This is a genomic window from Brevibacterium sp. 91QC2O2 (assembly GCF_024580695.1).
GTDB lineage: Bacteria > Actinomycetota > Actinomycetes > Actinomycetales > Brevibacteriaceae > Brevibacterium > Brevibacterium moorei.
The window spans coordinates 1-21584 of sequence record NZ_JANIJY010000009.1 but is presented as its reverse complement, the minus strand read 5'-3'; the positions used below and the strand labels follow the sequence as shown (position 1 = coordinate 21584).

18 protein-coding genes and 1 tRNA gene are annotated in these 21584 nt (G+C 67.3%); 8 read left to right on the top strand and 11 right to left on the bottom strand.

The annotated features are described in order from the left end of the window. Positions 1–45: 45 nt before the first annotated feature. From thrB to NQ036_RS08515, 9 genes are all read right to left on the bottom strand, one after another. The gene (gene thrB / locus NQ036_RS08555; protein WP_257047233.1) at positions 46–1008 is read right to left on the bottom strand and encodes a homoserine kinase; all 963 of its coding nucleotides are present in this window, start codon (positions 1006–1008) and stop codon (positions 46–48) included. Between the two features lie 20 nt (positions 1009–1028). Further along, the gene (locus NQ036_RS08550; RefSeq protein WP_257058339.1) at positions 1029–2348 is read right to left on the bottom strand and encodes a homoserine dehydrogenase; all 1320 of its coding nucleotides are present in this window, start codon (positions 2346–2348) and stop codon (positions 1029–1031) included. Continuing rightward, complete coding sequence (gene lysA, locus NQ036_RS08545) at positions 2338–3771, bottom strand: diaminopimelate decarboxylase (RefSeq protein WP_257047229.1); 1434 nt, start codon at positions 3769–3771, stop codon at positions 2338–2340. The genes NQ036_RS08550 and lysA overlap by 11 nt, the downstream gene beginning before the upstream one ends. Before the next feature lie 55 nt (positions 3772–3826). After that, entirely contained in the window at positions 3827–5467 is a 1641-nt protein-coding gene (argS, locus tag NQ036_RS08540) for an arginine--tRNA ligase (protein ID WP_257047228.1), read from the bottom strand. Between the two features lie 115 nt (positions 5468–5582). Next, positions 5583–5655, bottom strand: a tRNA-Arg gene (locus tag NQ036_RS08535). A 48-nt stretch (positions 5656–5703) separates the two neighbouring features. After that, on the bottom strand, positions 5704–6633 hold the full coding sequence (locus NQ036_RS08530; RefSeq protein WP_257047226.1) for a M15 family metallopeptidase: 930 nt from the start codon (positions 6631–6633) through the stop codon (positions 5704–5706). A gap of 111 nt (positions 6634–6744) precedes the next feature. Next, the gene (locus NQ036_RS08525; RefSeq protein WP_257058338.1) at positions 6745–7794 is read right to left on the bottom strand and encodes a hemolysin family protein; all 1050 of its coding nucleotides are present in this window, start codon (positions 7792–7794) and stop codon (positions 6745–6747) included. Then, positions 7791–9143 carry a hemolysin family protein gene (locus NQ036_RS08520; RefSeq protein ID WP_257047224.1) on the bottom strand — a complete coding sequence of 451 codons (1353 nt, stop codon included), beginning with the start codon at positions 9141–9143 and terminating at the stop codon, positions 7791–7793. The genes NQ036_RS08525 and NQ036_RS08520 overlap by 4 nt, the downstream gene beginning before the upstream one ends. 155 nt (positions 9144–9298) lie before the next feature. Beyond that, entirely contained in the window at positions 9299–10756 is a 1458-nt protein-coding gene (locus NQ036_RS08515; RefSeq protein ID WP_257047223.1) for a GuaB1 family IMP dehydrogenase-related protein, read from the bottom strand. A gap of 110 nt (positions 10757–10866) precedes the next feature. On the opposite strand from NQ036_RS08515, the gene NQ036_RS08510 reads away from it, so the two are divergent. From NQ036_RS08510 to NQ036_RS15810, 3 genes are all read left to right on the top strand, one after another. Beyond that, positions 10867–14559, top strand: coding sequence for a multifunctional oxoglutarate decarboxylase/oxoglutarate dehydrogenase thiamine pyrophosphate-binding subunit/dihydrolipoyllysine-residue succinyltransferase subunit (locus tag NQ036_RS08510; protein WP_257058335.1), 3693 nt, complete (start codon positions 10867–10869; stop codon positions 14557–14559). After that, on the top strand, positions 14556–15170 hold the full coding sequence (locus tag NQ036_RS08505) for a GDSL-type esterase/lipase family protein (RefSeq protein ID WP_257058333.1): 615 nt from the start codon (positions 14556–14558) through the stop codon (positions 15168–15170). Before NQ036_RS08510 ends, NQ036_RS08505 begins: the two co-directional genes overlap by 4 nt. A 98-nt stretch (positions 15171–15268) precedes the next feature. Further along, the gene (locus NQ036_RS15810; protein ID WP_104061284.1) at positions 15269–15343 is read left to right on the top strand and encodes a 50S ribosomal protein bL37; all 75 of its coding nucleotides are present in this window, start codon (positions 15269–15271) and stop codon (positions 15341–15343) included. A gap of 90 nt (positions 15344–15433) precedes the next feature. Here NQ036_RS15810 and rsrA read toward each other — a convergent pair whose 3' ends face one another. Then, a complete protein-coding gene (gene rsrA, locus NQ036_RS08500) occupies positions 15434–15760 on the bottom strand; it encodes a mycothiol system anti-sigma-R factor (RefSeq protein WP_373456769.1) in 327 nt (108 codons plus the stop codon). Next, positions 15757–16431 (bottom strand): sigma-70 family RNA polymerase sigma factor, encoded by a 675-nt coding sequence (locus NQ036_RS08495; RefSeq protein WP_373456768.1) that lies wholly within the window; start codon positions 16429–16431, stop codon positions 15757–15759. The genes rsrA and NQ036_RS08495 overlap by 4 nt, the downstream gene beginning before the upstream one ends. Before the next feature lie 214 nt (positions 16432–16645). Between NQ036_RS08495 and NQ036_RS08490 the strand changes: the two genes are divergently transcribed. From NQ036_RS08490 to NQ036_RS08470, 5 genes are read left to right on the top strand one after another with little or no spacing between them, the layout of a single operon-like run. Beyond that, entirely contained in the window at positions 16646–17128 is a 483-nt protein-coding gene (locus tag NQ036_RS08490) for a DoxX family membrane protein (protein WP_257047219.1), read from the top strand. Further along, positions 17125–18414 carry a 3-phosphoshikimate 1-carboxyvinyltransferase gene (aroA, locus tag NQ036_RS08485; protein ID WP_257058415.1) on the top strand — a complete coding sequence of 430 codons (1290 nt, stop codon included), beginning with the start codon at positions 17125–17127 and terminating at the stop codon, positions 18412–18414. Before NQ036_RS08490 ends, aroA begins: the two co-directional genes overlap by 4 nt. Beyond that, positions 18411–19496: a ribosome small subunit-dependent GTPase A gene (gene rsgA / locus NQ036_RS08480; RefSeq protein WP_257047218.1), complete on the top strand. Its 1086-nt coding sequence runs from the start codon at positions 18411–18413 to the stop codon at positions 19494–19496. The genes aroA and rsgA overlap by 4 nt, the downstream gene beginning before the upstream one ends. 27 nt (positions 19497–19523) lie before the next feature. Beyond that, positions 19524–20288 carry a histidinol-phosphatase gene (hisN, locus tag NQ036_RS08475; RefSeq protein WP_257058331.1) on the top strand — a complete coding sequence of 255 codons (765 nt, stop codon included), beginning with the start codon at positions 19524–19526 and terminating at the stop codon, positions 20286–20288. Continuing rightward, complete coding sequence (locus NQ036_RS08470; RefSeq protein WP_257058328.1) at positions 20289–21521, top strand: aminotransferase class I/II-fold pyridoxal phosphate-dependent enzyme; 1233 nt, start codon at positions 20289–20291, stop codon at positions 21519–21521. Positions 21522–21584: the final 63 nt, after the last annotated feature.

The following is a 21584-nucleotide window of genomic DNA, read 5'->3' as shown; positions in this document are numbered from 1 at the left end:
AGGTGCCTGTGATGACCGCGATCCCATACACACGACCGCCCGAGCTCAGGCCCGCGGGCCCACACTCAGTGCGGTGGCCTCGACTCCGGCCTGGCTGATTCCCACCGGCAGGAACTGCGCGGTGTCCCCCGAGAGCACGGTGACGACCTGCTCGAACAGGTCCTCCTGATCACCCAACACCGCCACCGTGGGTCCGGCCCCGGAGATCACTGCTGCCAGCCCGGCCGAGCGCAGTGCGTCGACCCGTTCCAGGGAGCGGGCCATCGCCGGCCGCCGGTAGTTCTGGTGGAGCCGGTCGACGGTCGCCTCGAACAGCAACGCGGGATCATTGCCGATCGCATGGACGAACAGACCCGCCACCGCGGAATTCGCTGCGGCGTCCGCATGCGGGACCGTGGTGGGGATGAGCGAGCGGGCAACTGCCGTGTCGAGCCGCTCGGCCGGCACGATGAGCACCGTCGAGACATCCTCGTGCACGGGGATCGACACCGATTGCGGCGCCCGATGAGAATCGATGAAGCTGATCGTCACCCCTCCGAACAGAGCAGGTGCGGCGTTGTCCGGGTGGCCCTCGAACTTCGTCGCCCAGGCCAGGCGCGCGGCAGCGCCCAGCTCCCCCAGTCCGCGGCCCTGCAACAGGGAATCCGCGACGGTGATGCCCGCTACGACTGCCGCCGCGGACGATCCCATTCCGCGCGACTGCGGGATCCGGTTGCGGCACTCCAGACTCAGCCGGGCTGCAGCGTCCAGGCCCCGCGAGGCCATGACCTCGCCGGCGACCCGGTGGATCAGGTGTGAGGTGTCGGTGGGCAACTGGCCCTCCCCCTCGCCGCGCACCCGCACCGCTTCGCGCGGGTCGATCGGCTCCGGGTGCAGGGTCGCCGATACCTCATCGCACAGGTCCAGTGCCAGGCCGAAGCTGTCGTAGCCGGCGCCCAGGTTGGCCGAGGTGGCCGGGACCCTGACCTGGACGCGCTGCGCCGCAGAGCCCACCCGCTGTGTTTTCATGGCGTCCTCCACGTGCCGTCCTACAGACCCTCGATACGAAGCACCGAGAGCACTCCGTTGACGGCGTCGAGTCCCCGCAGGGCGTCCACCGTCGCGGCCAGGGCGGACTCCCGCGCCGAGTGCGTGGCGATGACCAGCTTCGCCGCGTGCAGGTCCTCCGGGGTCCCCGGCTCGGTCAGGCGGGTCTGCTGGACCAGTTCGATCGACACGTCGTGGGCCGCGAACACCTCGGTGATCCGCGAGAGCACACCGGGCCGGTCCGCCACGTCGAGCGTGATCTGATAGTGGGTGGTGATCTCGCCGATGTCCAGCACCGGCAGGATCCTGCCCTCACCGTGCTCGTACATTCCGCGACCGCCCAACACCTTGCGGCGGGCCACGGACACGATGTCGCCGAGCACCGCCGAGGCGGTCGGGGCACCGCCGGCACCCTGGCCGTAGAACATCAGCTGCCCGGCCGCCTCGGCCTCGACGAAGACCGCGTTGAAGGCCCCGCCCACCTGGGCCAGGGCGTGATCGGCCGGGATCACCGCCGGGTAGACGCGGGCCGATACGCCCTGTGTGCCATCGGCCGCCACGATGCGCTCGCAGATAGCCAGCAATTTGATGGTGAAGCCCTGGGCCGCTGCGGTAGCGATCATATCCGGGGTGATCGAGCTGATGCCCTCGACGGGCACCTGATCGATCGACACCGGGGTGTCGAAGGCCAGTGAGGCCAGGACGGCTGCCTTGGCGGCTGCATCGTGTCCTTCGATGTCGGCGGTCGGGTCGGCCTCGGCGAAACCCAGCTCCTGGGCGGTGGACAGGGCGTGGGAGAAGTCCCACCCCTCCTTCTCCATCTGGTCGAGAATGTAATTCGTCGTGCCGTTGACGATCCCCATGACCTTCGTGATCTCATCGCCGGCCAGCGAATCGCCGACCGGGCGGATGATCGGAATGGCACCGGCGACCGCGGCCTCGTGTTCCAGACGCACCCCGGCATCATCCGCTGCTGCCATGAGCTCCGCGTAGTGTGCGGCCAGCAGGGCCTTGTTCGCCGTGACTACCGAGGCGCCGGCGGACAGGGCCTTGAGGATCAGCGTCTTGGCCGGTTCCATCCCGCCCATCAGTTCCACCACGATGTCGGCACCGGCGATCGCGGATTCCGCATCGGTGGTCAGCAGCTCCCGGGGCAGTCCGGGGCGCTCGGCAGCGAGATCGCGCACGACCACGGCGCTCAGTTCCAGCTGGGCTCCGATCCGCGAACCGATGGCCGTGCGGCGGTTGAGCAGCCGGGTCGCGACCTCGGTGCCGACGACACCACAGCCGAGCAGGGTGACCTTGAGCGGATCAGTTGTCATGGATTGCATTCCTCATTCCGGGATCGGCTGCGAACAGCTGCACATAGGTTTCCGGTTCCAGCACCCACTGGACGCCGTCGGGGGCCACTCCGAGGATTCCCGGACGCAGCGCCATATTGTAGTTCGAGGCCAGTGGTCGGCAGTACGCTCCGGTGCCGGGGACCGCCACCAGATCGCCGGCACGCACATCGGCCGGAAGGTATTCATCGCGTACGACGATGTCCCCGGATTCGCAGTGCTTGCCGACGACGCGCACTACGACCGGCTGTGCCGCAGAGGCACGCGATGCGAGAGTGCACGAATAGTCCGCGTCGTAGAGCGCTGTGCGGACATTGTCGCTCATTCCCCCGTCGACCGACACATACGTCCGGATGCCGGTATCCGTGGTCACCGGTTTGACCGTGCCGACTGTGTAGAGCGTGCACACGGCCGGGCCGATGATGGACCGGCCGGGTTCGAAGGACACCACGGGCAGATCCGTCTGCGCCTCCGCGCACACCCGGGAGATCACCGCAGCCAACTGCTCGGCCATCTGCGCGGTGGGGATCGGGGTGTCCTGAGAGGTGTAGCGCATCCCGAAGCCACCGCCCAGATCGATCTCCGGCACACCGACCCCGTGAGTGCTCTGCACCTCGGCGCGCAGCTGCGCGATCCGGGCTGCGGCGATTTCGAAACCGGCCTTGTCGAAGATCTGTGAGCCGATGTGGCTGTGGAAGCCCAACAGCTCGAGGTTGGCGGCCGCAACGATCCGGGCCGCGGCCTCGTGCGCGGCCCCGGTGGTCAATGACAGCCCGAACTTCTGGTCCTCGTGAGCTGTGGCGATGAAGTCGTGCGTATGCGCCTCGACGCCCACGGTGACCCGCACCATCACCCTGGCGCGCACACCCCTGGCCGCCGCCAGTCGGTCGACCCGGTCGATCTCGGCCAAGCTGTCGACTACGATGCGCCCGATCCCCCAGTCCAGGGCCAGGGCGATCTCGGCGTCGGATTTGTTGTTCCCGTGCAGTCCCACGCCCGCCGGATCGACCCCTGCAGCTCTGGCCGTCAGCAGTTCACCGTAGGAACAGCAGTCGATGCCCATGCCCGATTCCGCTACCCAACCGGCGATCTTGGTCGTCAACAGGGCCTTGCCCGCGTAATACGAACGAGCCGAGGTGCCGATCGCGGCGAACGCGGCGGCGAAGTCCGCAACGAAACCCCGCGCACGCTCCTGCAGGTCCTCGATGTCGAGCAGGTACAGCGGGGAGCCGTACTGTGCGGCCAGTTCGTCGACCCGGTGCCCTGCGATCCGCAGGACTCCATCGGCTCCCTTCACCGCGTGCCGGGACCACAGTGAGGGCATCAGGGCGTTGACGTCATCGGGATAGGGCAGCCACACGGGCGAGGGCCCGGCGTGCATAACACCGGAGATATGAGCGGGCATGGGGGTTCCTTCTGCACGGGGCCCGGACCCCGGCCGCCGGGGCCGGGGAACCGGATTACATGTGGTCGGGGGCGCTGACGCCCAACAGGTCCAGGCCATTGGCCAGCACCTGTGCCGTCGCCCGGTCGAGTACCAGGCGCGAGGCGTGGGTCGCAGTGATCTGCTCATCCTCGCGGGGGGTGACACGGCAGGCGTCGTACCATTTGTGGAAGTTCCCGGCCAGGGCCTCGAGGTAGCGGGCGATGCGGTGGGGTTCGCGCAGTTCCGCGGCCTGGGCCACGACTCGCGGGAAATCGGCCAGAGCGGCCAGCAGCACCGCTTCGCTCGGATCGTTCAGTGTTTCCGCTGCGAAATCGGCGGCGTCGATACCCGCGGCCACTGCCTTGCGCTCGACACTCTTGGCACGGGCGTGGGCGTACTGCACGTAGTACACGGGATTGTCGTTGCTGGCAGAGCGCAGGACCTCGGGATCCAATGTCAGCGGGGAATCCGCCGGAATGCGCGCCAGCGAATACCGCAGCGCGTCCTTGCCCAGCCACTGGACCATATCCCGCAACTCGATGATATTGCCCGCGCGCTTGGACAGCTTGGCCCCGTTGACGCTGATCAGCTGGCCGATCAGGATCTCGATGTTCTTCTCCGGATCGTCTCCGGCGGCCTCCACAATCGCCTTGAGGCGTCCCACGTAGCCGTGGTGATCGGCCCCGAGCAGGTAGACGGCCCGGTCGAAACCGCGATCGCGCTTGTTGAGGTAGTAGGCCGCGTCCGCTGCGAAGTAGGTGGGAGCGCCGTCGCCGCGGATCAGCACGCGGTCCTTGTCATCGCCGAAAGTGGTCGTGCGCAACCACACGGCGCCGTCCTTGTCGTAGACGTGCCCCTGCGCCCGGAGCCGGGCCACGGCGTCCTGCAGAGCGCCTGATTCGTGCAGGGTGGTCTCGGAGAACCACACGTCGAAGGCCACATCGAAGTCCCGCAGAGTGGCCTGGATGTCGGCCAGCTGCACCCGGTAGGCCTCGGCACGGACCTCGGCGTGAATCGCGTCCTCGTCCGCTGTGGCGTATTCCGGATGGGCGCGCAGCAGTTCATCGGCGATGTCCTGGATATAGGCGCCCGGATAGCCGCCCTCGGGAACCTCGCGGCCGTGCATGCGCGCCAGGACCGAATTCGTGAAGGTGTCCATCTGGGAACCGGCGTCGTTGATGTAGTACTCGCTGGTGGTCTGGGCCCCTGCCGCGCGCAGAGTCCTGGCGATCGCATCGCCCAGCGCGGCCCAGCGGGTATGCCCGATGTGCAGGGGCCCGGTGGGGTTGGCCGAGACGAATTCCATGTTGATCTTCTGTCCGGCCAGGCTCTCGCCATGTCCGTAGCCGTCGCCGGCTGCGACGATGTCGGCGGCGAGCTTTCCGGCAGCACCCGCGGAGACGGTGATGTTGAGGAATCCGGGACCGGCGACGTCCACCCGCTCGACGCCGGGGACGCCACCGAGGATGTCGGCCAGCCGCTGGGCGAGTTCGCGCGGGTTCAGCCCTGCCTTCTTCGCCGTCTGCAGTGCGACGTTCGTCGCCCAATCGCCGTGTTCGCGGTTCTTCGGTCGTTCGACGACCAGTTTGGCCGGGACCTCGATCGGGGTTTCCAGCGTGGGATTGAGGTCAGAGATGGCCGCGACGATGGCGGTTTTGAGTTCTTCCGGAGTCACAACACCCTAGGGTATTACCTGGAGTGCGCGCAGGTCTATTCCCACCCGGGGAAGTGTCCGTATCCGGAGATGCAGAAGTCCCCCGGAACTGTGTTCCGGGGGACTTCTATCACTGTGCCCGCGAAAGGATTCGAACCTTCGACTTTCTGCTCCGGAGGCAGACGCTCTATCCACTGAGCTACGCGGGCAACAACCAGACCAGTGTATCCATAAGGTCCGGCCGATGGCAAATCGGGTCAGTGACCCTTGATGTCCTTACGTGCGGGGACGTACTCCCAGTGCCAGGGCTCATGGCTGTTGCGCTGCGCCCAATCCGGATTCTCCCAGCCGTATTCCGCGGCGTGCTTCTGCAGCCAGTCCCACTGTGCGCCCGATTTGTCTGGCACTCCCCCCGCCATGTCGAGGGCGATCCCCCAACCGTGCAGGGAGGTGCCGGCCTTGGCCGCGAATCCGGGCTTGCGCTGGGCCACTGAGATCTGCGATTCCAGGGACCGGTAGGAGTCGGTGATCTTCATCGACTTACCCGTGTCCTTCTTGTACGCCGCGTTCATCCGGGCGAAGGACACCGCCGCGTCGGCGCGCAGCTTGTGCCCGCCCACGCCGATCTTGCACAGCCAGTCGGCGGGCAGCTGCCCATTGGTGACCTGCTGGCCGGCCGGCACCTTCCCTGAGCATCCGGGCAGTGTCTTCTTGACGACCAGCCGGGATGCGGCCTCCGCCTTCGAACCGCTCTTGCCGACGATCGAACCACTGCGATCCACTGCGCCGCCCGCCGTGCTGCCCTCATTCGAACCGGCATCCACCGCCTCGGCCTTGAGCGTGATCGTGTCGGCACCCTTGGCGGCCTCCGCCACCCGGTCGACGGTCGTGACCGTCTCCGGTTCCTTCAGGCCGCCGCCGGTGAGCACCACCGCGGCAAGGGCCGCGCCGGCCACCACGACGGTGCCGGCTGAGGCGACGCCGATCCGCTTGCGCCGCTTGAGGCGGCGCACCAGTGACCCATCGGAACCCCGGAAACCCGGCCGATCGGCCACGGTGGCACGGACGATCTGCACATCCTCCGCCGCAGGGGACGCCTCCGTTGAAAACGATGCTGGCACCCCGGCATCCTGCGCCTGGCGCTGCTTACGAAGGTCACGCCTGCGCACGATCGGCGAATCGTCCACCTCAGTTACTCCAAACCTCGACACGGCACCCGAACCAGCGGCGCCACACAACTTTATAACGGTAGCATAACGGTTCTTCCCGTCATTGTCACCGGATTGTTATCGACACCATCAATTCACCCTCGGCCGCTGCATCACATCGTGGACTTCGCCCACCAGTTCCTCCAGCACGTCCTCGAGGAACAGCACGCCCACGGCGCGGTGATCGGCGTCGAGCACCCGGCCCACGTGATTGCCCTCGGCCCGCATCTGATCGAGGCCGTCCTCGATCTCGTCCGCGGCCCGCAGCGTCACCAGTGAACGGAAGCGCTTGTTCTGCACCGGAGCCCGGTAGAGCTCCGCGGTATCGGCGTAGAGCACGTCCTTGATATGCAGATATGACACGGGGTCACCGGTCTCATCGACCTCGATATAACGTGAGAAGCCCGTTTGGGCGACCAACCGTTCGATGTCCGCCGGGGTCACTCCGACGTTGATCGCCACCACCTGATCCATCGGAACCATGACCTCGGCGACGGTTTTATCCGAGAACTCCAGGGCGCCCTGCAACAGTCCCATATCGTCGCGCAACAGCCCCTCTGCCTGCGATTCGGCGACGATGGCCTGCACCTCCTCGACGGTATAGGCGGCGTTGACCTCATCCTTGGGCTCGATGCGCATCAGGTGCAGAACCAGGTTCGCGAAACCGTTCAACGGTGTGATCACGAAGCTGAACACACGTGACAGGAACACCAGCGGCGGTGCCAAGACCATCGCGGCCCGCCCGGCCATGGCCAGGGAGATGTTCTTCGGGACCATCTCTCCGACCACCACGTGCAGATACGTCACAACCGCCAGCGCCAGCACGAAGGCGATGACCCCCGAGGCGGCCTCCGGCAGGCCCAGCATGTGCAGCGGCCCTTCCAGGAGATGATGGATCGCGGGTTCGGCGACATTGCCCAGGAGCAGCGAACACACCGTCACGCCCAGCTGGCAGATCGCCAGCATCGCCGAGACGTGCTCCATCGCGTGCAGGGCGATGCGCGCGGACTTCTTGCCGTCCTCGGCAGCCGGTTCGATCTGTGAGCGCTTGGCGGATACGATGCCGAATTCCGCCGCGACGAAGAACGCGTTGCCCAGCAGCAGAACAACCAGCCAGATCAGACCCCACCAGTCGTTCATGCCGGCTCCCCCGTCGTCGTGGCGCGGGCGGCGGAATCGAATTCGCGTGCCCGCTGTGAGTAGTCAGGGATCAGCCGCAGCCGCTCGATCCGATGGCCGTGCATCCGCTCGACGACGAACCGTCCATCGGGAATCGGCACGACGTCGCCCACTTCGGGAATGCGCCCGCACAGCAGCAGCACGTATCCCGCGACGGTCTCGTAGTCCGGATCCTCGGGGATGTCCATGCCGACCAGCGGGCCGACCTCGTCGGGACGCAGCCCGCCGGGCACCAGCCAGGAGCCGTCTCTGGCAGGGCGCGGGCGGACCCGCAGACGATCGTGCTCATCGGCGACCTCGCCCACGAGTTCCTCGACCACGTCCTCCAGGGTGACGACTCCCGCCGTGCCCCCGTACTCGTCGATCACCACGGCCATCTGATTGCCCCGGGCGCGCAGACGGCGCAACAGCGGGTCCAGCGCCATGGTCTCCGGGACCTCGGCCACCGCGGTCAGCAGACCACCGGCGAAGGCCTCGGCCCTGTGTTCCAGCGGCACCGCCAGAGCCTGTTTGACGTGGACCACGCCCACGATATCGTCGCGGCTGTCGACGATGACGGGGAAACGGGAGAAACCGGTCTGCCGCGCCACTTCGATCACCTCGGCTGCCGTGGCGCCCTTCTCCACCGTCACCATCCGGGTGCGCGGGGTCATCACGTCCTCCGCGGTGCGCTCGGAAAAGCTCAGCGTGCGGGTGACCAGGTCCGCCGTCTGTTCGTCGAGCGTGCCCTCCTGGGCCGAATGGCGCACGAGTGCGGTGAGCTCATCGGCCGACCTGCCCGCCGAGGACTCCTCCTGCGGCTCGATCCCCATCGCGGCCAGGATCTTGTTGGCCGTGCCGTTGAGGGTAGCGATGACCGGCTTGAAGACGACGGCGAACCAGTACTGCAATGGCACGGCCAACTGCCCGGCGCGCAGCGGCGCGGAGATGGCCATGTTCTTCGGCACCAGCTCGCCGATGACCATCGAGAGGACCGTGGAGACCGCCAGCGCGATGAACAGTGCCACACCGTCGGCCAGTGCGTCGGGGACCGGCAGCAGTTCCAGCAGCGGCGCCAGGATCTTGCCCAGCGACGGCTCCATCAGATAGCCGGTCAGCAGGGTTGTGATGGTGATGCCGACCTGGGCCGCGGACAGCTGGGTCGACAGGTGGTGCATGCCCAGCTCAAGGTATTTCGAGCCCTTGAGACCGCGGGCCACCGCGTCGTCGACGGTGTGCTTGTCCAGTGTTAAAAGGGCGAATTCCCCGGCGACGAACACGCCGGTGCCCAGAATCAGGATGAGGGCGAGTCCGAGATAGAGCCATTCCATCAGGCGGCTCTCAATCGACGTTCGCGAAGGACTGGGGTGAGGACCCCGGAATTATGTGGGTTGTGTGTTGGGCCGGCCGCAAGCCGGCCGCGACTGTCACTCGACATAGCGTTAGTGTAACCGACGCCGCGGCCCGCTTCCAGACGGCTGCACAGCTACCAGCCCTGGGACACCGGCCGACCCTCTTCATAGCCGGCGGCCGTCTGCACACCCACCACTGCGCGCTGGGCGAACTGCACGAGGTCCGCCGCACCCGCATAGGTGCACGATGAGCGGACTCCCGCGGTGATCTCGTCGAGCAGGTCCTCGACACCGGCCCTGGCCGGATCAATGGGCATGCGCCCGGTCGAGATGCCCTCCTCGAACAGTCCCTTGCGGGCCCGATCGAACGGGGATTCGTCCCTGGTCCGGTTGGCCACCGCCCTAGCCGAGGCCATGCCGTAGCTCTCCTTGTAGCGGTGTCCCTGCGCATCGACGAACAGATCGCCGGGGCTCTCCAGGGTGCCGGCGAACCAGGATCCGACCATCACCTGGGAGGCACCTGCCGCCAGGGCCAGGGCGATATCGCGGGGGAACCGCACGCCACCGTCGGCCCAGACGTGCCCACCGCATTCGGCGGCTGCCGCCGCGCATTCGGCGACTGCGGAGAACTGCGGGCGACCCACCGCCGTCATCATCCGGGTCGTGCACATGGCACCGGGACCCACCCCGACCTTGACGATGTCGGCACCGGCGCCGAGCAGATCGCGCACCCCGTCCGCGGTGACGACGTTGCCCGCCACGATCGGCACGCCCAGGTCTGCGCCGGATACCCGGCGCAGCGCATCGAGCATCTTCTCCTGATGACCGTGCGCGGTGTCGACGACCAGGGTCGAGGCACCATCGGCGACCAGGGCAGCCGCGTGGGCGGCCACGTCCCCGTTGACCCCCACCGCCGCGGCCACCCGCAATCTGCCCGAGGCGTCGACATTGGGCCGGTACACCGCGGCGCGCAGCAGTGAGGTCGGGGTCAGCGCGCCCTGCAGCCGTCCCGCTTCGTCGACCACCGGAGCGAAGTCGACCCGGGCCTCGGTCAGCGCATCGAAACCACGCCGGCAGGAGTCCCTGTCGCCCACGTGCAGATCGGCGGCGGATATCAGGTGGGCGGGCTCGCTCATCACCGCGGAGACAGAGCGGAAGCGTTCGACCCCATTCAGCTCGGCTTCGGCCAACACGCCCAGCACCCTGTGCGCATCGTCGACGACGACCACATGCCCATGCGCACGCTTGGACATCAGGTGCAGTGCGGAGAGCACCGTGTCATCAGGGCCCACCACCACGGGGGTTTCGAACAGTGGGTGGGCGCTGCGGACGCGCTCGATGGTCGCTGCGGCCACCGAGCGCGGCAGATCCTGTGGCAGCACGGCCAGGGCTCCCCTGCGCGCCAGGGTCTCCGCCATCCGGCGCCCGGTCACCGAGGTCATATTCGCCGCGACCACCGGGGTCGACCCGCCCGTCGGATCGGCCGGGCTCAGATCCACTTCGAACCGAGAGGACACGGCAGAGCGGCAGGGAATCAGGAACACATCGTTGTAGGTCAGATCATGGTCCGGCCGTTCGGTCGAGAATCGCATGCCCCCATTATCGTCCCCGTGGTGTGTGCATCCGCCATCCGGGTTAGGCTATTGGCTAGGCTAGTAGTAGACGAAACCCATCAGACACTAGGAAGAGGGCGAATACCGCCGTGTCCGAAACGCACATCGCCGAATCGGTCGAGGATTTTGGCTCGAACGAATGGCTGGTCGAAGAGCTCTTCGACAAGTACCAGCAGGACAAGAATTCAGTCGACCCCAAGTGGTGGCCGTACTTCGAGAAGTTCGCCGCAGAAGACCGGGCAGCGGCTCCCGCCGCCTCCGGGCCCGCCGCACAGCCGGCGGCCCCGGCCGCTGTCCAGCCGGCACCGGCCCGCGGCGTCGATCCCTCGGTCCAGGTCAGCGAGACCCGCAAGGCCGAGTCCAAGTCGGCGGCCTCGGCGAAGAAGCGCTCCACCGCTCCCGAGCCGGCCCCCAGCACCGAGGACGTCGCCGATGTCGTCACCAAGCTGCGCGGTCCGGCCAAGGCGCTGGCCACGAACATGGACGAGTCGCTGACTCTGCCGACGGCCACCAGCGTCCGCGCCCTCCCTGCCAAGGCGCTCATCGACAACCGCATCGTCATCAATTCGCACCTCAAGCGCACGCGCGGCGGCAAGGTGTCCTTCACGCACATCATCGCCTTCGCGGTGATCCGTGCGCTCAAGGAGTTCCCCAGCCAGAACGTCTACTACGACGTGCGCGACGGCAAGCCCGTGGTGGTGGCCCCGGGCCACGTCAACTTGGGCATCGCAATCGACGTGCCGAAGAAGGACGGCAGCCGCGCCCTGTTGGTGCCGAACGTCAAGAAGGCCGAGACCCTGAGCTTCAAGGGCTTCGTCGACGCCTACGACGACCTGGTGGCCCGCGGCCGCGACGGAAAGCTGGGCGCAGCCGACTTCGCCGGGACCACCGTGTCCCTGACCAATCCCGGCGGGATCGGCACCGTCCACTCGATGCCACGACTGACCAAGGGCCAGGGCTGCATCATCGGTGTGGGCGCGCTGAACTACCCTGCGGAATTCCAGGGCTCCAGCCAGGAAACCATCAACCGGCTGGGCGTCTCGAAGGTCCTGACACTGACCTCGACGTACGACCACCGGGTCATCCAGGGTGCCGGCTCCGGCGAATTCCTCAAGCTGGTCCACGAATTCCTGCTGGGCAAGGGCGGCTTCTATGACGACATCTTCGCCTCCCTGCGCCTGCCCTACGAACCGGTTCGTTGGGTGCCCGACGTCGATGCTGACGACCAGGACGATGTGTCCAAGGTCGCACGCGTGATCGAACTGATCGACGCCTACCGCAACCGCGGCCATCTGATGGCCAATGTCGATCCGCTGGTGTACAAGCAGCGCACGCACCCGGACCTGGACATCACCACGCACGGGCTGACCCTATGGGACCTGGAGCGCACCTTCCCCACCGGCGGTCTGGGCGGGAAGTCCACGATGCCGCTGCGCGACATCCTGGGTCTGCTACGCGACTCCTACTGCCGCAACACCGGCATCGAGTACATGCACATCGCCGATCCGGAACAGCGGGCCTGGTTCCAGGCCAAGCTGGAGGTCCCCCACGCCGAGCTCACCCGCGTCGAGCAGGGCCACATCCTGGGCCGGCTGAACGCGGCGGAGGCCTTCGAGACCTTCCTGCAGACGAAGTACATTGGGCAGAAGCGCTTCTCCCTGGAGGGCGGCGAGTCCGCCATCGTACTGCTCGACGAGGTGCTGAACCTGGCAGCCGACTCCGGAATGGTCGAGGTCACTATCGGGATGGCCCACCGTGGCCGCCTCAATGTGCTGACCAATATCGCCGGGAAGAGCTACGGACAGATCTTCCGCGAGTTCGACGGCATGCTCGACCCCGACAGCTTCCAGGGCTCCGGCGACGTGAAGTACCACCTGGGCACCCACGGTTCCTTCACCTCGCCCGAGGGCAACACGACCGAGGTCTACGTCGCAGCCAACCCCAGCCACCTGGAGACCGTCGACCCGGTACTCGAGGGCATCGCACGGGCCAAGCAGGACCGTCACGACCTGGGCGAGGAGGGCTTCACCGTCCTGCCCGTGCTGGTCCACGGCGATGCGGCATTCGCGGGGCAGGGCGTCGTCTACGAGACTCTGAACCTCTCCGAGCTGCGCGGATACCGCACCGGCGGCACGATCCACCTGATCATCAACAACCAGGTGGGCTTCACCACTCCCCCGGCGTCGGCCCGGTCCTCCTTCTACTCCACCGACGTGGCCAAGTCGATCGGCGCGCCGATCATCCACGTCAACGGAGACGATCCCGAAGCCGTGTTCCGCGCAGCGCAGCTGGCCTTCGCGTACCGTCAGGAATTCAACCGCGACGTCGTCATCGACATGGTCTGCTACCGCCGCCGCGGCCACAATGAGGGCGACGATCCATCGATGACCCAGCCGGTCATGTACTCCCTCATCGAGGCCAAGCAGTCGGTCCGCAAGCTGTACACGGAATCCCTGGTGGGCCGCAAGTGCATCACCCCGGAAGAGGCACAGGAAACGGTTAAGGACTACCAGTCCAAACTCGAAGCAGCCTTCACGGAGACCAAGGAGGCCGAGAAGGCCGCCGGCGACCCCGACTTCGCACTGCCCTCGCCCGAGGTCACGGATCTGGAGGCGGACAACGACTTCCCGACCGCAGTGTCCAAGGAGGTCATCGAACACATCGGCGACGCCTTCATGAACGTCCCGACCGGCTTCACCGTCCACAAGAAGCTGCGCAGCCTCCTGGAGAAGCGTCACGAGATGACCCGCTCCGGCGGCATCGACTGGGGCTTCGCGGAACTGCTGGCCTTCGGCTCACTGCTGATGGAGGGCGTGCCCGTCCGCCTGGCCGGACAGGATTCGCGCCGTGGCACCTTCACCCAGCGCCACTCGGTCCTGATCGATCACGTCAACGGCAATGAGTGGACCCCGCTGTCCAACCTCAGTGACGACCAGGCGAAGTTCTGGGTCTACGATTCGCTGCTGAGCGAATACGCGGCCATGGGCTTCGAATACGGCTACGCGGTGGAGAACACCGAGGCGCTGGTGGCCTGGGAGGCCCAGTTCGGCGACTTCAGCCAGGGTGCCCAGTCCGTCATCGACGAGTTCATCTCCTCCTCCGAGCAGAAGTGGGACCAGCGCTCCGGCCTGGTGCTGTTGCTGCCCCACGGTTTCGAGGGCCAGGGCGCCGACCACTCCTCGGCTCGCATCGAGCGCTACCTGCAGCTGTGCGCCGAGTCGAATATGACCGTCGCCCTGCCGTCCTCCGGCGCCAGCCACTTCCACCTGCTGCGCCGCCACGCGCACTCCAAGGTCAAGCGCCCGCTCATCGTCTTCACGCCGAAGTCGATGTTGCGTCTGAAGGCCGCGGCCACCCAGGTCGAGGACTTCACCACCGGCCGGTTCGAGCCCGTCATCGCGGACACCACTGTGGACGCCGCCAAGGTCGACCGGGTGCTGTTCGTCTCCGGCAAGCTGTACTGGGACCTGGTCGCCAAGCGGCAGAAGTCCGGGGACCAGACCACCGCGATCGTGCGCGTCGAGCAGCTCTATCCACTCGACGAGGACGCGATCGCCGCGACCCTGAGCCGCTACCCGGCGTCCGCAGAGCTGGTCTGGACGCAGGAGGAGCCGGAGAACCAGGGGGCTTGGCCGTTCATGCAGGCCCACCTCCCGCAGCTGCTGAACGGCCGTGCGATCCGCGTGGTCTCGCGCGCCGCCTCGGCTGCTCCGGCCACCGGCCTGAAGAAGGTCCACGAGGCCGAACAGGCCGATGTCATCGAGCGGGCCTTCGCACGGTGACCAGCCGTACGCACACCGCGATCGTCGTGGCCGGGGACGCGCTCGTCGCCGGCCACGGGGACGGTCGCGGCCTGGGATGGACCGGCCGCATCGCCGCCCGTACCCTGCCCTCGCTACCGGGTGCCCAGTTCTACTCGCTCGGCATCCACGGCGAGGACACGCAGACCTTCGCAGCCCGGGTGCTGCCCGAGGCCAAGCTGCGCTTCTCCGAGGAGACTGAGAATCGCCTGGTGCTGGCCCCCGGTTGGTTCGATGCGGTGGCCGGCATGTCCGCGGCCCGCTCGCGGCTGAATCTGGCCAACGTCCTCGACGCGGCGCTGTCGCTTGAGGTCTCGACCTTCGTGGTGGGCCCCACCCCGACGATCGATCAGGATCTCAACCGGCGGATCGGGGAGTTGAGCGCCAGCTTCTCCGATGTCGCCCTGCGACGTGGTGTGCCCTATGTCGACGCCTTCACACCTTTGCAGACGCATCCGGTGTGGCAACGCGAGCTGGCCGCCTCGCGGGACGGTCTGCCCTCCCAGGAGGGTTATGGTCTGATCGCCTGGCTGGTCCTGCACCGCGGCTGGTACGACTGGCTGGGCGTCACCGATGTACTGGGCGATAACTGACCATCCCCAGGTGACGAACGCCTCATTGACCACTTCCGAGTGGCTAAACGGCGGGTCCGTATGCGAACATTGTCAAGCAGAGCAAGGAGGAGAACACAATGAGCAAGCGCGCACGTAAGCGTCGTGACCGCAAGCGCGGTGGTGCGAACCACGGCAAGCGTCCCAACGCATGATCGTCCCAGGACGATAGACGAAGAGCCCGGTTCGAAGGATTTCCCTTCGAACCGGGCTCTTGTGTTGCGCTCCAGGTCTGTCCGAGTCCCTCAGTACGACTCGTGGCCGACCCGTGTGACCACGGTCGTCCGCGTGTGGCCGGCAGTGCGTTCCACCAGGATCTGCCGTTGTATGCGTTCGCGCAGACCCGCCGGGGCCTGTTCGTCGCGACACGAGCGGCGCACGAGTTCCTTCAGTGCCGCCTCGATCGAGTATTCGCGCATACAGCCCGGGCATTCCGCCAGGTGTTTGCCGATGGCACTCAGGGCCTCCTGGTCCAGCTCGCCGTCGAGGTAATGGTAGATGCGTTCCAAGGACACAGCGCGCTGCGCTTCGCAGCACCCACTCGCGGCGGGTGCGACCTCTTCCCTCTTCACTTCTTCTTCACCTCCGTATCCTTCTTCACGAATCCCCGCTGGGCGGCGTAGTCGGCCAGCATGTCCCGCAATTGCCTACGGCCCCGATGCAGCCGGGACATGACCGTACCGATCGGGGTGTCCATCACCTGTGCGATCTCCTTATACGGCATGCCCTCGACATCTGCGTAGTAGACCACCATCCGGAAGTCCTCCGGCAGCTGGGACAGCGCCCGCTTCACATCGGAATCCGGGAGATGGTCCAGGGCCTCCAGCTCGGCCGAGCGGCCGTCGGAGGAGGAATGCCCCTGGGCGCGCGCGATCTGCCAGTCCTCGATGTTCTCGCCCGAGGACTCCTGCGGCTGTCGCTGCTTCTTGCGGTAGGTGTTGATGAACGTATTCGTCAGGATCCGGTACAGCCATGCCTTGAGGTTCGTCCCCGGCGTGTACTGGTGGAAGGCGGCGTATGCCTTGGCGTAGGCCTCCTGCACCAGGTCCTCGGCATCCGCCGGGTTGCGCGTCATGCGCAGGGCGGCGGCGTAGAGCTGGTTGACGTATTCGAGCGCATCGCGTTCGAACCTGGCCGAGCGTTCCTCATCGGTCTCGTCTGTCTGCGTCACTTTAGTCATTACCGTCAATGGTACTTCCGGTGTCGCCGCGCCCCCACGCGACCGGGTCGGGCTCTTCACCATATATTCGACCACTTCCCCTCACTGGCCTGCCGATTCCGTGCCCTGGCGTCTGCGGCCCCGGGCTCACACCGGTGCAACGGAGTACGGCGGCGGCTTATTCCAGGACCACCACGAGCGTCGCAGTGATATGCGACCCGGCGCGATCGCAGCGCGCCCACTATGCTGGAGGGAGTCCAGGTGCGCTAAACCACCGTGTCCGTCGAAGGGATCAACCGTGTCACTCATCCGGCTCCTCGCCCGCCCCATGCTCGCCTCCGCGTTCGTCGCCAACGGCATCGCACGTCTGCGCCGGCCCCAGAACGCCGCACAGGCCGCCGCGCCCGTCCTCCGCCTGTTCGAAGACCGCCTGCCCAAGGCGGTTGACGCCACCCTGGTCGCACGCAGCACCGGCGCCGCTCAGATCCTCGCAGGTTCGCTCCTGGCCGTCGGCCGGGCTCCGCGCACCTCCGCGGCGATCCTGGTCGGCACCTACGCCTTCGACCTGATCGGCGAACGTCTCGCCGCGCCCGAGGACCGCCGCGCCGACGGCGGTCTGGTGGTCAAGACCTCGCTGCTGGGCGGCACCCTGTTGGCCTCCGTCGACACCGCGGGACGGCCCGGACTCGCCTGGCGGGCGCAGAATGCTGCCGGCCACCTGCGCCGCGAGGTCGAGGCAGCCGGGGCGAAGACCCTGGACAAACTGGGAGTCCAGAACTGAACCCCGCCGCCTGGCCGGCGCCGCAGCATCCGGCTCCCGTCGTCGCCACTGTCGCCGTTCCCGGCTCGAAGTCGCTGAGCAACCGGTACCTGGTGCTGGCTGCTTTGGCCACGGGCCCGTCGGTTCTCGACGGACTGTTGCACAGCCGTGATACGGCGCTGATGATCGGTGCGTTGCGAGCCCTGGGCGCACGGATCGAGACAGACGATTCCGGGCGCGTGCGGGTCGAACCGATCCGGCCGCTCGACTCCGCCGGCGAACCCGTGCATGTGGAGTGCGGGCTGGCCGGCACCGTGATGCGCTTCGTCCCGCCCCTGGCCGCAGTACTGGGCATCCCCGCGGTATTCGACGGCGACCCCGCTGCCCGGACGCGTCCGATGGACACCGTCGCAGACGCCCTGCGCCAGCTGGGCTGCGCCGTCACAGGCGATGCGCTTCCCCTCGAGGTGATCCCACCGGACACCGCCGAATCCACAGCTGCTCCCGTGCACGTGCGCATCGACGCTTCGGCGTCCAGCCAGTTCGTCTCCGGTCTGCTGTTGGCCGGCGGCGCGCTGCCGACCGGTCTGATCATCGAGCACACCGGCGCGACCGTACCATCGCGACCCCATATCGACATGACGGTGGAGGTGCTGCGTGCCGCCGGGGTCGCAGTGACCGAACCTCTGGACCACACGTGGCATGTGGCCCCCGGCCGCCCCCGGGGTCTGCAGGTCACGGTCGAACCCGACCTGTCGAATGCAGCGACCTTCTTGGCCGCGGCGCTCATCACCTCCGGTACGGTGACGGTGCCCGCCTGGCCGGACCACACCACACAGGCAGGGGACGCCATTCGTTCGATCGCCGAGGCCTTCGGCGGCTCCTGGGAACTCACCCCGGCCGGTTTGAGTGTGATGGGACCCGACAGGCTGCGTCCGGTCGACCTCGACCTGTCCGCGGTCGGTGAACTGACCCCTGTGGTCGCCGCCGTCGCCGCACAGGTCGAGGGCACAAGCCAGCTCACCGGCATCGGGCACCTGCGTGGCCATGAGACCGATCGGCTGGCGGCCCTGGCGCGGGAATTGACGAAGACGGGCGTCGATGTCGTCGAACAGCCCGCCGGGCTGACGATCACCGGACCGCCTTCACACGGCACCCGATGGGACACCTACGCCGACCACCGCATGGTGATGGCCGGGGCGCTCCTGGCCCTGTTGGTTCCCGAAACGGTGATCGCCGATCCTGGCACCGTCGCCAAGACGCTGCCGGAGTTCACCGAGCTGTGGTCGGCCATGGTGGGCAGATGAGCCGTCGGTACACGAACTTCACAGAGGACGACTACCGGGCCCGCCCGAACCGCCATGGCTCGCGCCCGCGGACCAAGGACCGGCCCCGCTTCGCCGACGCACTGGCCGCCGTCGTCGTCGCGGTCGATCGGGGTAGGTACCGCGCACGCCTGCTCACGCCGGAGCACGGCGGCAGCCGGACCGGGCCCGTCGGTCCCGGAAACCTGCGAGCCGGTGCCGCGCTGACCTGTGTGCGGGCCTCGGCGCTGCGGCGCAACGCGATCGTCCCCGGCGATGTGGTCAGGGTCGTCGGCGACACCTCGGGACGTCCGGACACACTGGCGCGGATCGTGCTGGTCGAACCGCGCGCGACCGTGCTACGACGCAGCGCGGACGATTCCGATGACAGTGAACGTGTCATCGTCGCCAATGCCGATCAGCTCGTCATCGTCACGGCAACCGCCGATCCCGAGCCCAGTGACGGGCTGATCGACCGGGCGCTGGCGGCGGCCTTCGACGCCGGCATCACCCCGATACTGGCCGTCACGAAGACCGACCTGAAGCCCGCCGACGAACTCACCGCCAGATTCTCCCAGACCGGTGCCGATATCATCGAGTGCGGACTCGACGCACAGGGGCTGCCGCGCGTGGACGAACTGCGCACGCGGCTGACCGGCCACCTGAGCGTGTTGCTGGGCCATTCCGGTGTCGGCAAGTCCACCCTGATGAACCGCTTGGTGCCCGATGTGGATCGAGCCACGGGCGCGGTCAACGACGTCACGGGCAGGGGCCGACACACCTCTTCGTCCGCGCTGGCCAGTCCCCTGCCCGGCGGCGGATGGGTCATCGACACCCCCGGTGTACGGTCCTTCGGGCTCGCCCACGTCGACCCCGACAATGTGCTGGCGGCCTTCACCGAACTGGTCCCGGCCACGGCCGGCTGTCCCCGCGGCTGCACGCATTTGGCAGACGCACCGGGCTGTGCCCTTGACGAGTGGGTAGCCCAGGGCAGAGCGGGCGTCGCCGGCGTCGCCCGGTTGGCTTCGCTGCGCCGTCTCCTGGCGAACCTCGCGCCGGCCCAATGGGATCGACCCCGCAACTGAGTCAGCCGGGCTCGCTAGAGTTGGGGTATGACAGATCTCGCATTGGCCCTCGAGCTCGCACAGCGGGCCGACCGGCTGACCCTGCCCGCATTCCGGGCCCATGACTTCCACAGCCAGACCAAACCCGACCTGACTCCGGTGACGGATGTGGACCGGGCCGTCGAGGCGATGATCCGCGGGGTGCTCGAACAGGAGCGGCCGGCCGATTCCGTCCTGGGAGAGGAGTACGGTGCCAGGGGCACCGCCAGTCGACGCTGGATCGTCGATCCGATCGATGGGACCAAGAACTTCGTGCGTGGCGTACCGGCCTACGCCACCCTCATCGCGCTCTACGACGGCGACACACCCCTGGTGGGCGTCGTGTCCGCTCCCGCACTGGGCCGGCGCTGGTTCGCTGCCCGTGGCCAGGGTGCCTTCCTCAGCCTTGACGGCGGCGCCCCCCAGCCCATCCACGTCTCCGGTGTCGCATCCCTGGCCGATGCGTCCCTGTCGTATTCATCGCTGGGCGGCTGGGCAGAACTCGGCCGCAGGGAGAACTTCTTGTCCCTGTGCGACGCCATATGGCGAACCAGGGCCTTCGGGGACTTCTGGTCGTATATGTTGGTCGCCGAGGGGGCAGTCGACCTGGCGTGCGAACCCGACCTGGAGCTCTACGATATGGCCGCGCTGGTCCCGATCGTGTTGGAGGCCGGTGGCCGCTTCACGAATCTGCAGGGTTTCCCCGGCCCCGTGGGCCCAGGCGCCCTGGCCAGCAATGGGAAACTGCACGACGACGTTTTGGAGATGATCTAGGTGCCCGATATCAACGCCTCACCCCTGTGGATGGACTTGGCCCGCTCGGCCGGACTGGTCGGGCCCGACGGAACGGTGGGCGAAACGGTGTTCGGGCAGATGACCCAGCTAGCAGCGGCCAGCTCGGCGGTCAATCTGGGACAGGGGGCTCCTGGTACCAACCCACCGGAGTTCCTCCTCGAGGCCGCTGCGCTGGCATCTCGCGCTGGTGCCAATCAGTATCCGCCCGGGCAGGGCCAGCCCGCCCTGCTGGAAGCGGTCTCCGCCCAGCGCGCCCGCGACTTCGGGCTCGCAGTCGACCCCGCACAGGTGCTGGTCACCCTGGGCGTCACGGAGGCGATCACGGCGACGGTCCTGGCCCTGGTGCCCCGGGGTGGGACAGTGGTGACCTTCGAACCGTTCTACGATTCCTATGCTGCGGCGACCGAACTGGCCGGCGCCACTTTGCGCACGGTCCCCATCCGCTTCGCCGGAGAGTCCGGATTCGCGCCGGACTGGGACGCCTTCGCCGAGGCGACCGCGGCAGGGGTCGATGCCGTCATCGTCAACAGCCCGCACAATCCCACGGGCTTCGTCTTCTCGCCCGAGGATCTGCTGCGCATCCACGCGGCAGCGCAGGCCCACGACTTCTGGGTCATCACCGATGAGGTCTACGAACACCTGGCCTTCGCGCCCAACCGGCACGTTCCGCTGGCCGCCCTGGTCCCCGACTCACAGCGAATCATCAGCACCAGCTCGGCCGGGAAGACATTCAATATCACCGGGTGGAAGATCGGGTGGGTGGTCGCCCCTGAACCGGTCCGTCTGGCCATCCAGACGGTCAAGCAATTCCTGACCTTCACCGCGAATCCCGCCTATCAACTGGCAGTCGCCCAGGCCCTGGTCGACGACCGCGGGTTCATCGCGGAAAACCACGATTCGCTGCTCGAACGCGCGCACCGACTCGCCGCGGCTCTGCGCGCAGTGCCCGGACTGCGGGTGAGCACACCACAGGGCGGGTACTTCATCATCGCCGACTTCTCCGGGCTCACGGACGATGACGCCTTTACGATCAATGAGCGGCTCAGCCGTGAGTTCGGCTTTACCGGAATCCCCGTGGCAGGGCTGTGCCGGGCTGATTCTCCTGCGGCAACCGAGTTCCGCAGCGCGATCCGCTATTCGTACTGCAAGTCACCTGCCGATGTCGCGCTGGCAGTGGAGCGCATCGGCGAGCTGGCCACCCACGGGTTCTAGAACCGCCTCGCGCCGGATCCTCACAACGCTAAGAGAGCCGGGGCCGGCGAGGGGGGGATCGTC

Coding starts and splice junctions, on each gene's coding strand:
- NQ036_RS08520 (WP_257047224.1), bottom strand. CDS start 9,143: ATGGAATGGCTCTATCTCGGACTCGCCCTCATCCTGATTCTGGGCACC.
- rsgA (WP_257047218.1), top strand. CDS start 18,411: ATGAGCCGTCGGTACACGAACTTCACAGAGGACGACTACCGGGCCCGC.
- NQ036_RS08525 (WP_257058338.1), bottom strand. CDS start 7,794: ATGAACGACTGGTGGGGTCTGATCTGGCTGGTTGTTCTGCTGCTGGGC.
- lysA (WP_257047229.1), bottom strand. CDS start 3,771: ATGCCCGCTCATATCTCCGGTGTTATGCACGCCGGGCCCTCGCCCGTG.
- hisN (WP_257058331.1), top strand. CDS start 19,524: ATGACAGATCTCGCATTGGCCCTCGAGCTCGCACAGCGGGCCGACCGG.
- thrB (WP_257047233.1), bottom strand. CDS start 1,008: ATGAAAACACAGCGGGTGGGCTCTGCGGCGCAGCGCGTCCAGGTCAGG.
- NQ036_RS08550 (WP_257058339.1), bottom strand. CDS start 2,348: ATGACAACTGATCCGCTCAAGGTCACCCTGCTCGGCTGTGGTGTCGTC.
- NQ036_RS08495 (WP_373456768.1), bottom strand. CDS start 16,431: ATGGTGAAGAGCCCGACCCGGTCGCGTGGGGGCGCGGCGACACCGGAA.
- NQ036_RS08515 (WP_257047223.1), bottom strand. CDS start 10,756: ATGCGATTCTCGACCGAACGGCCGGACCATGATCTGACCTACAACGAT.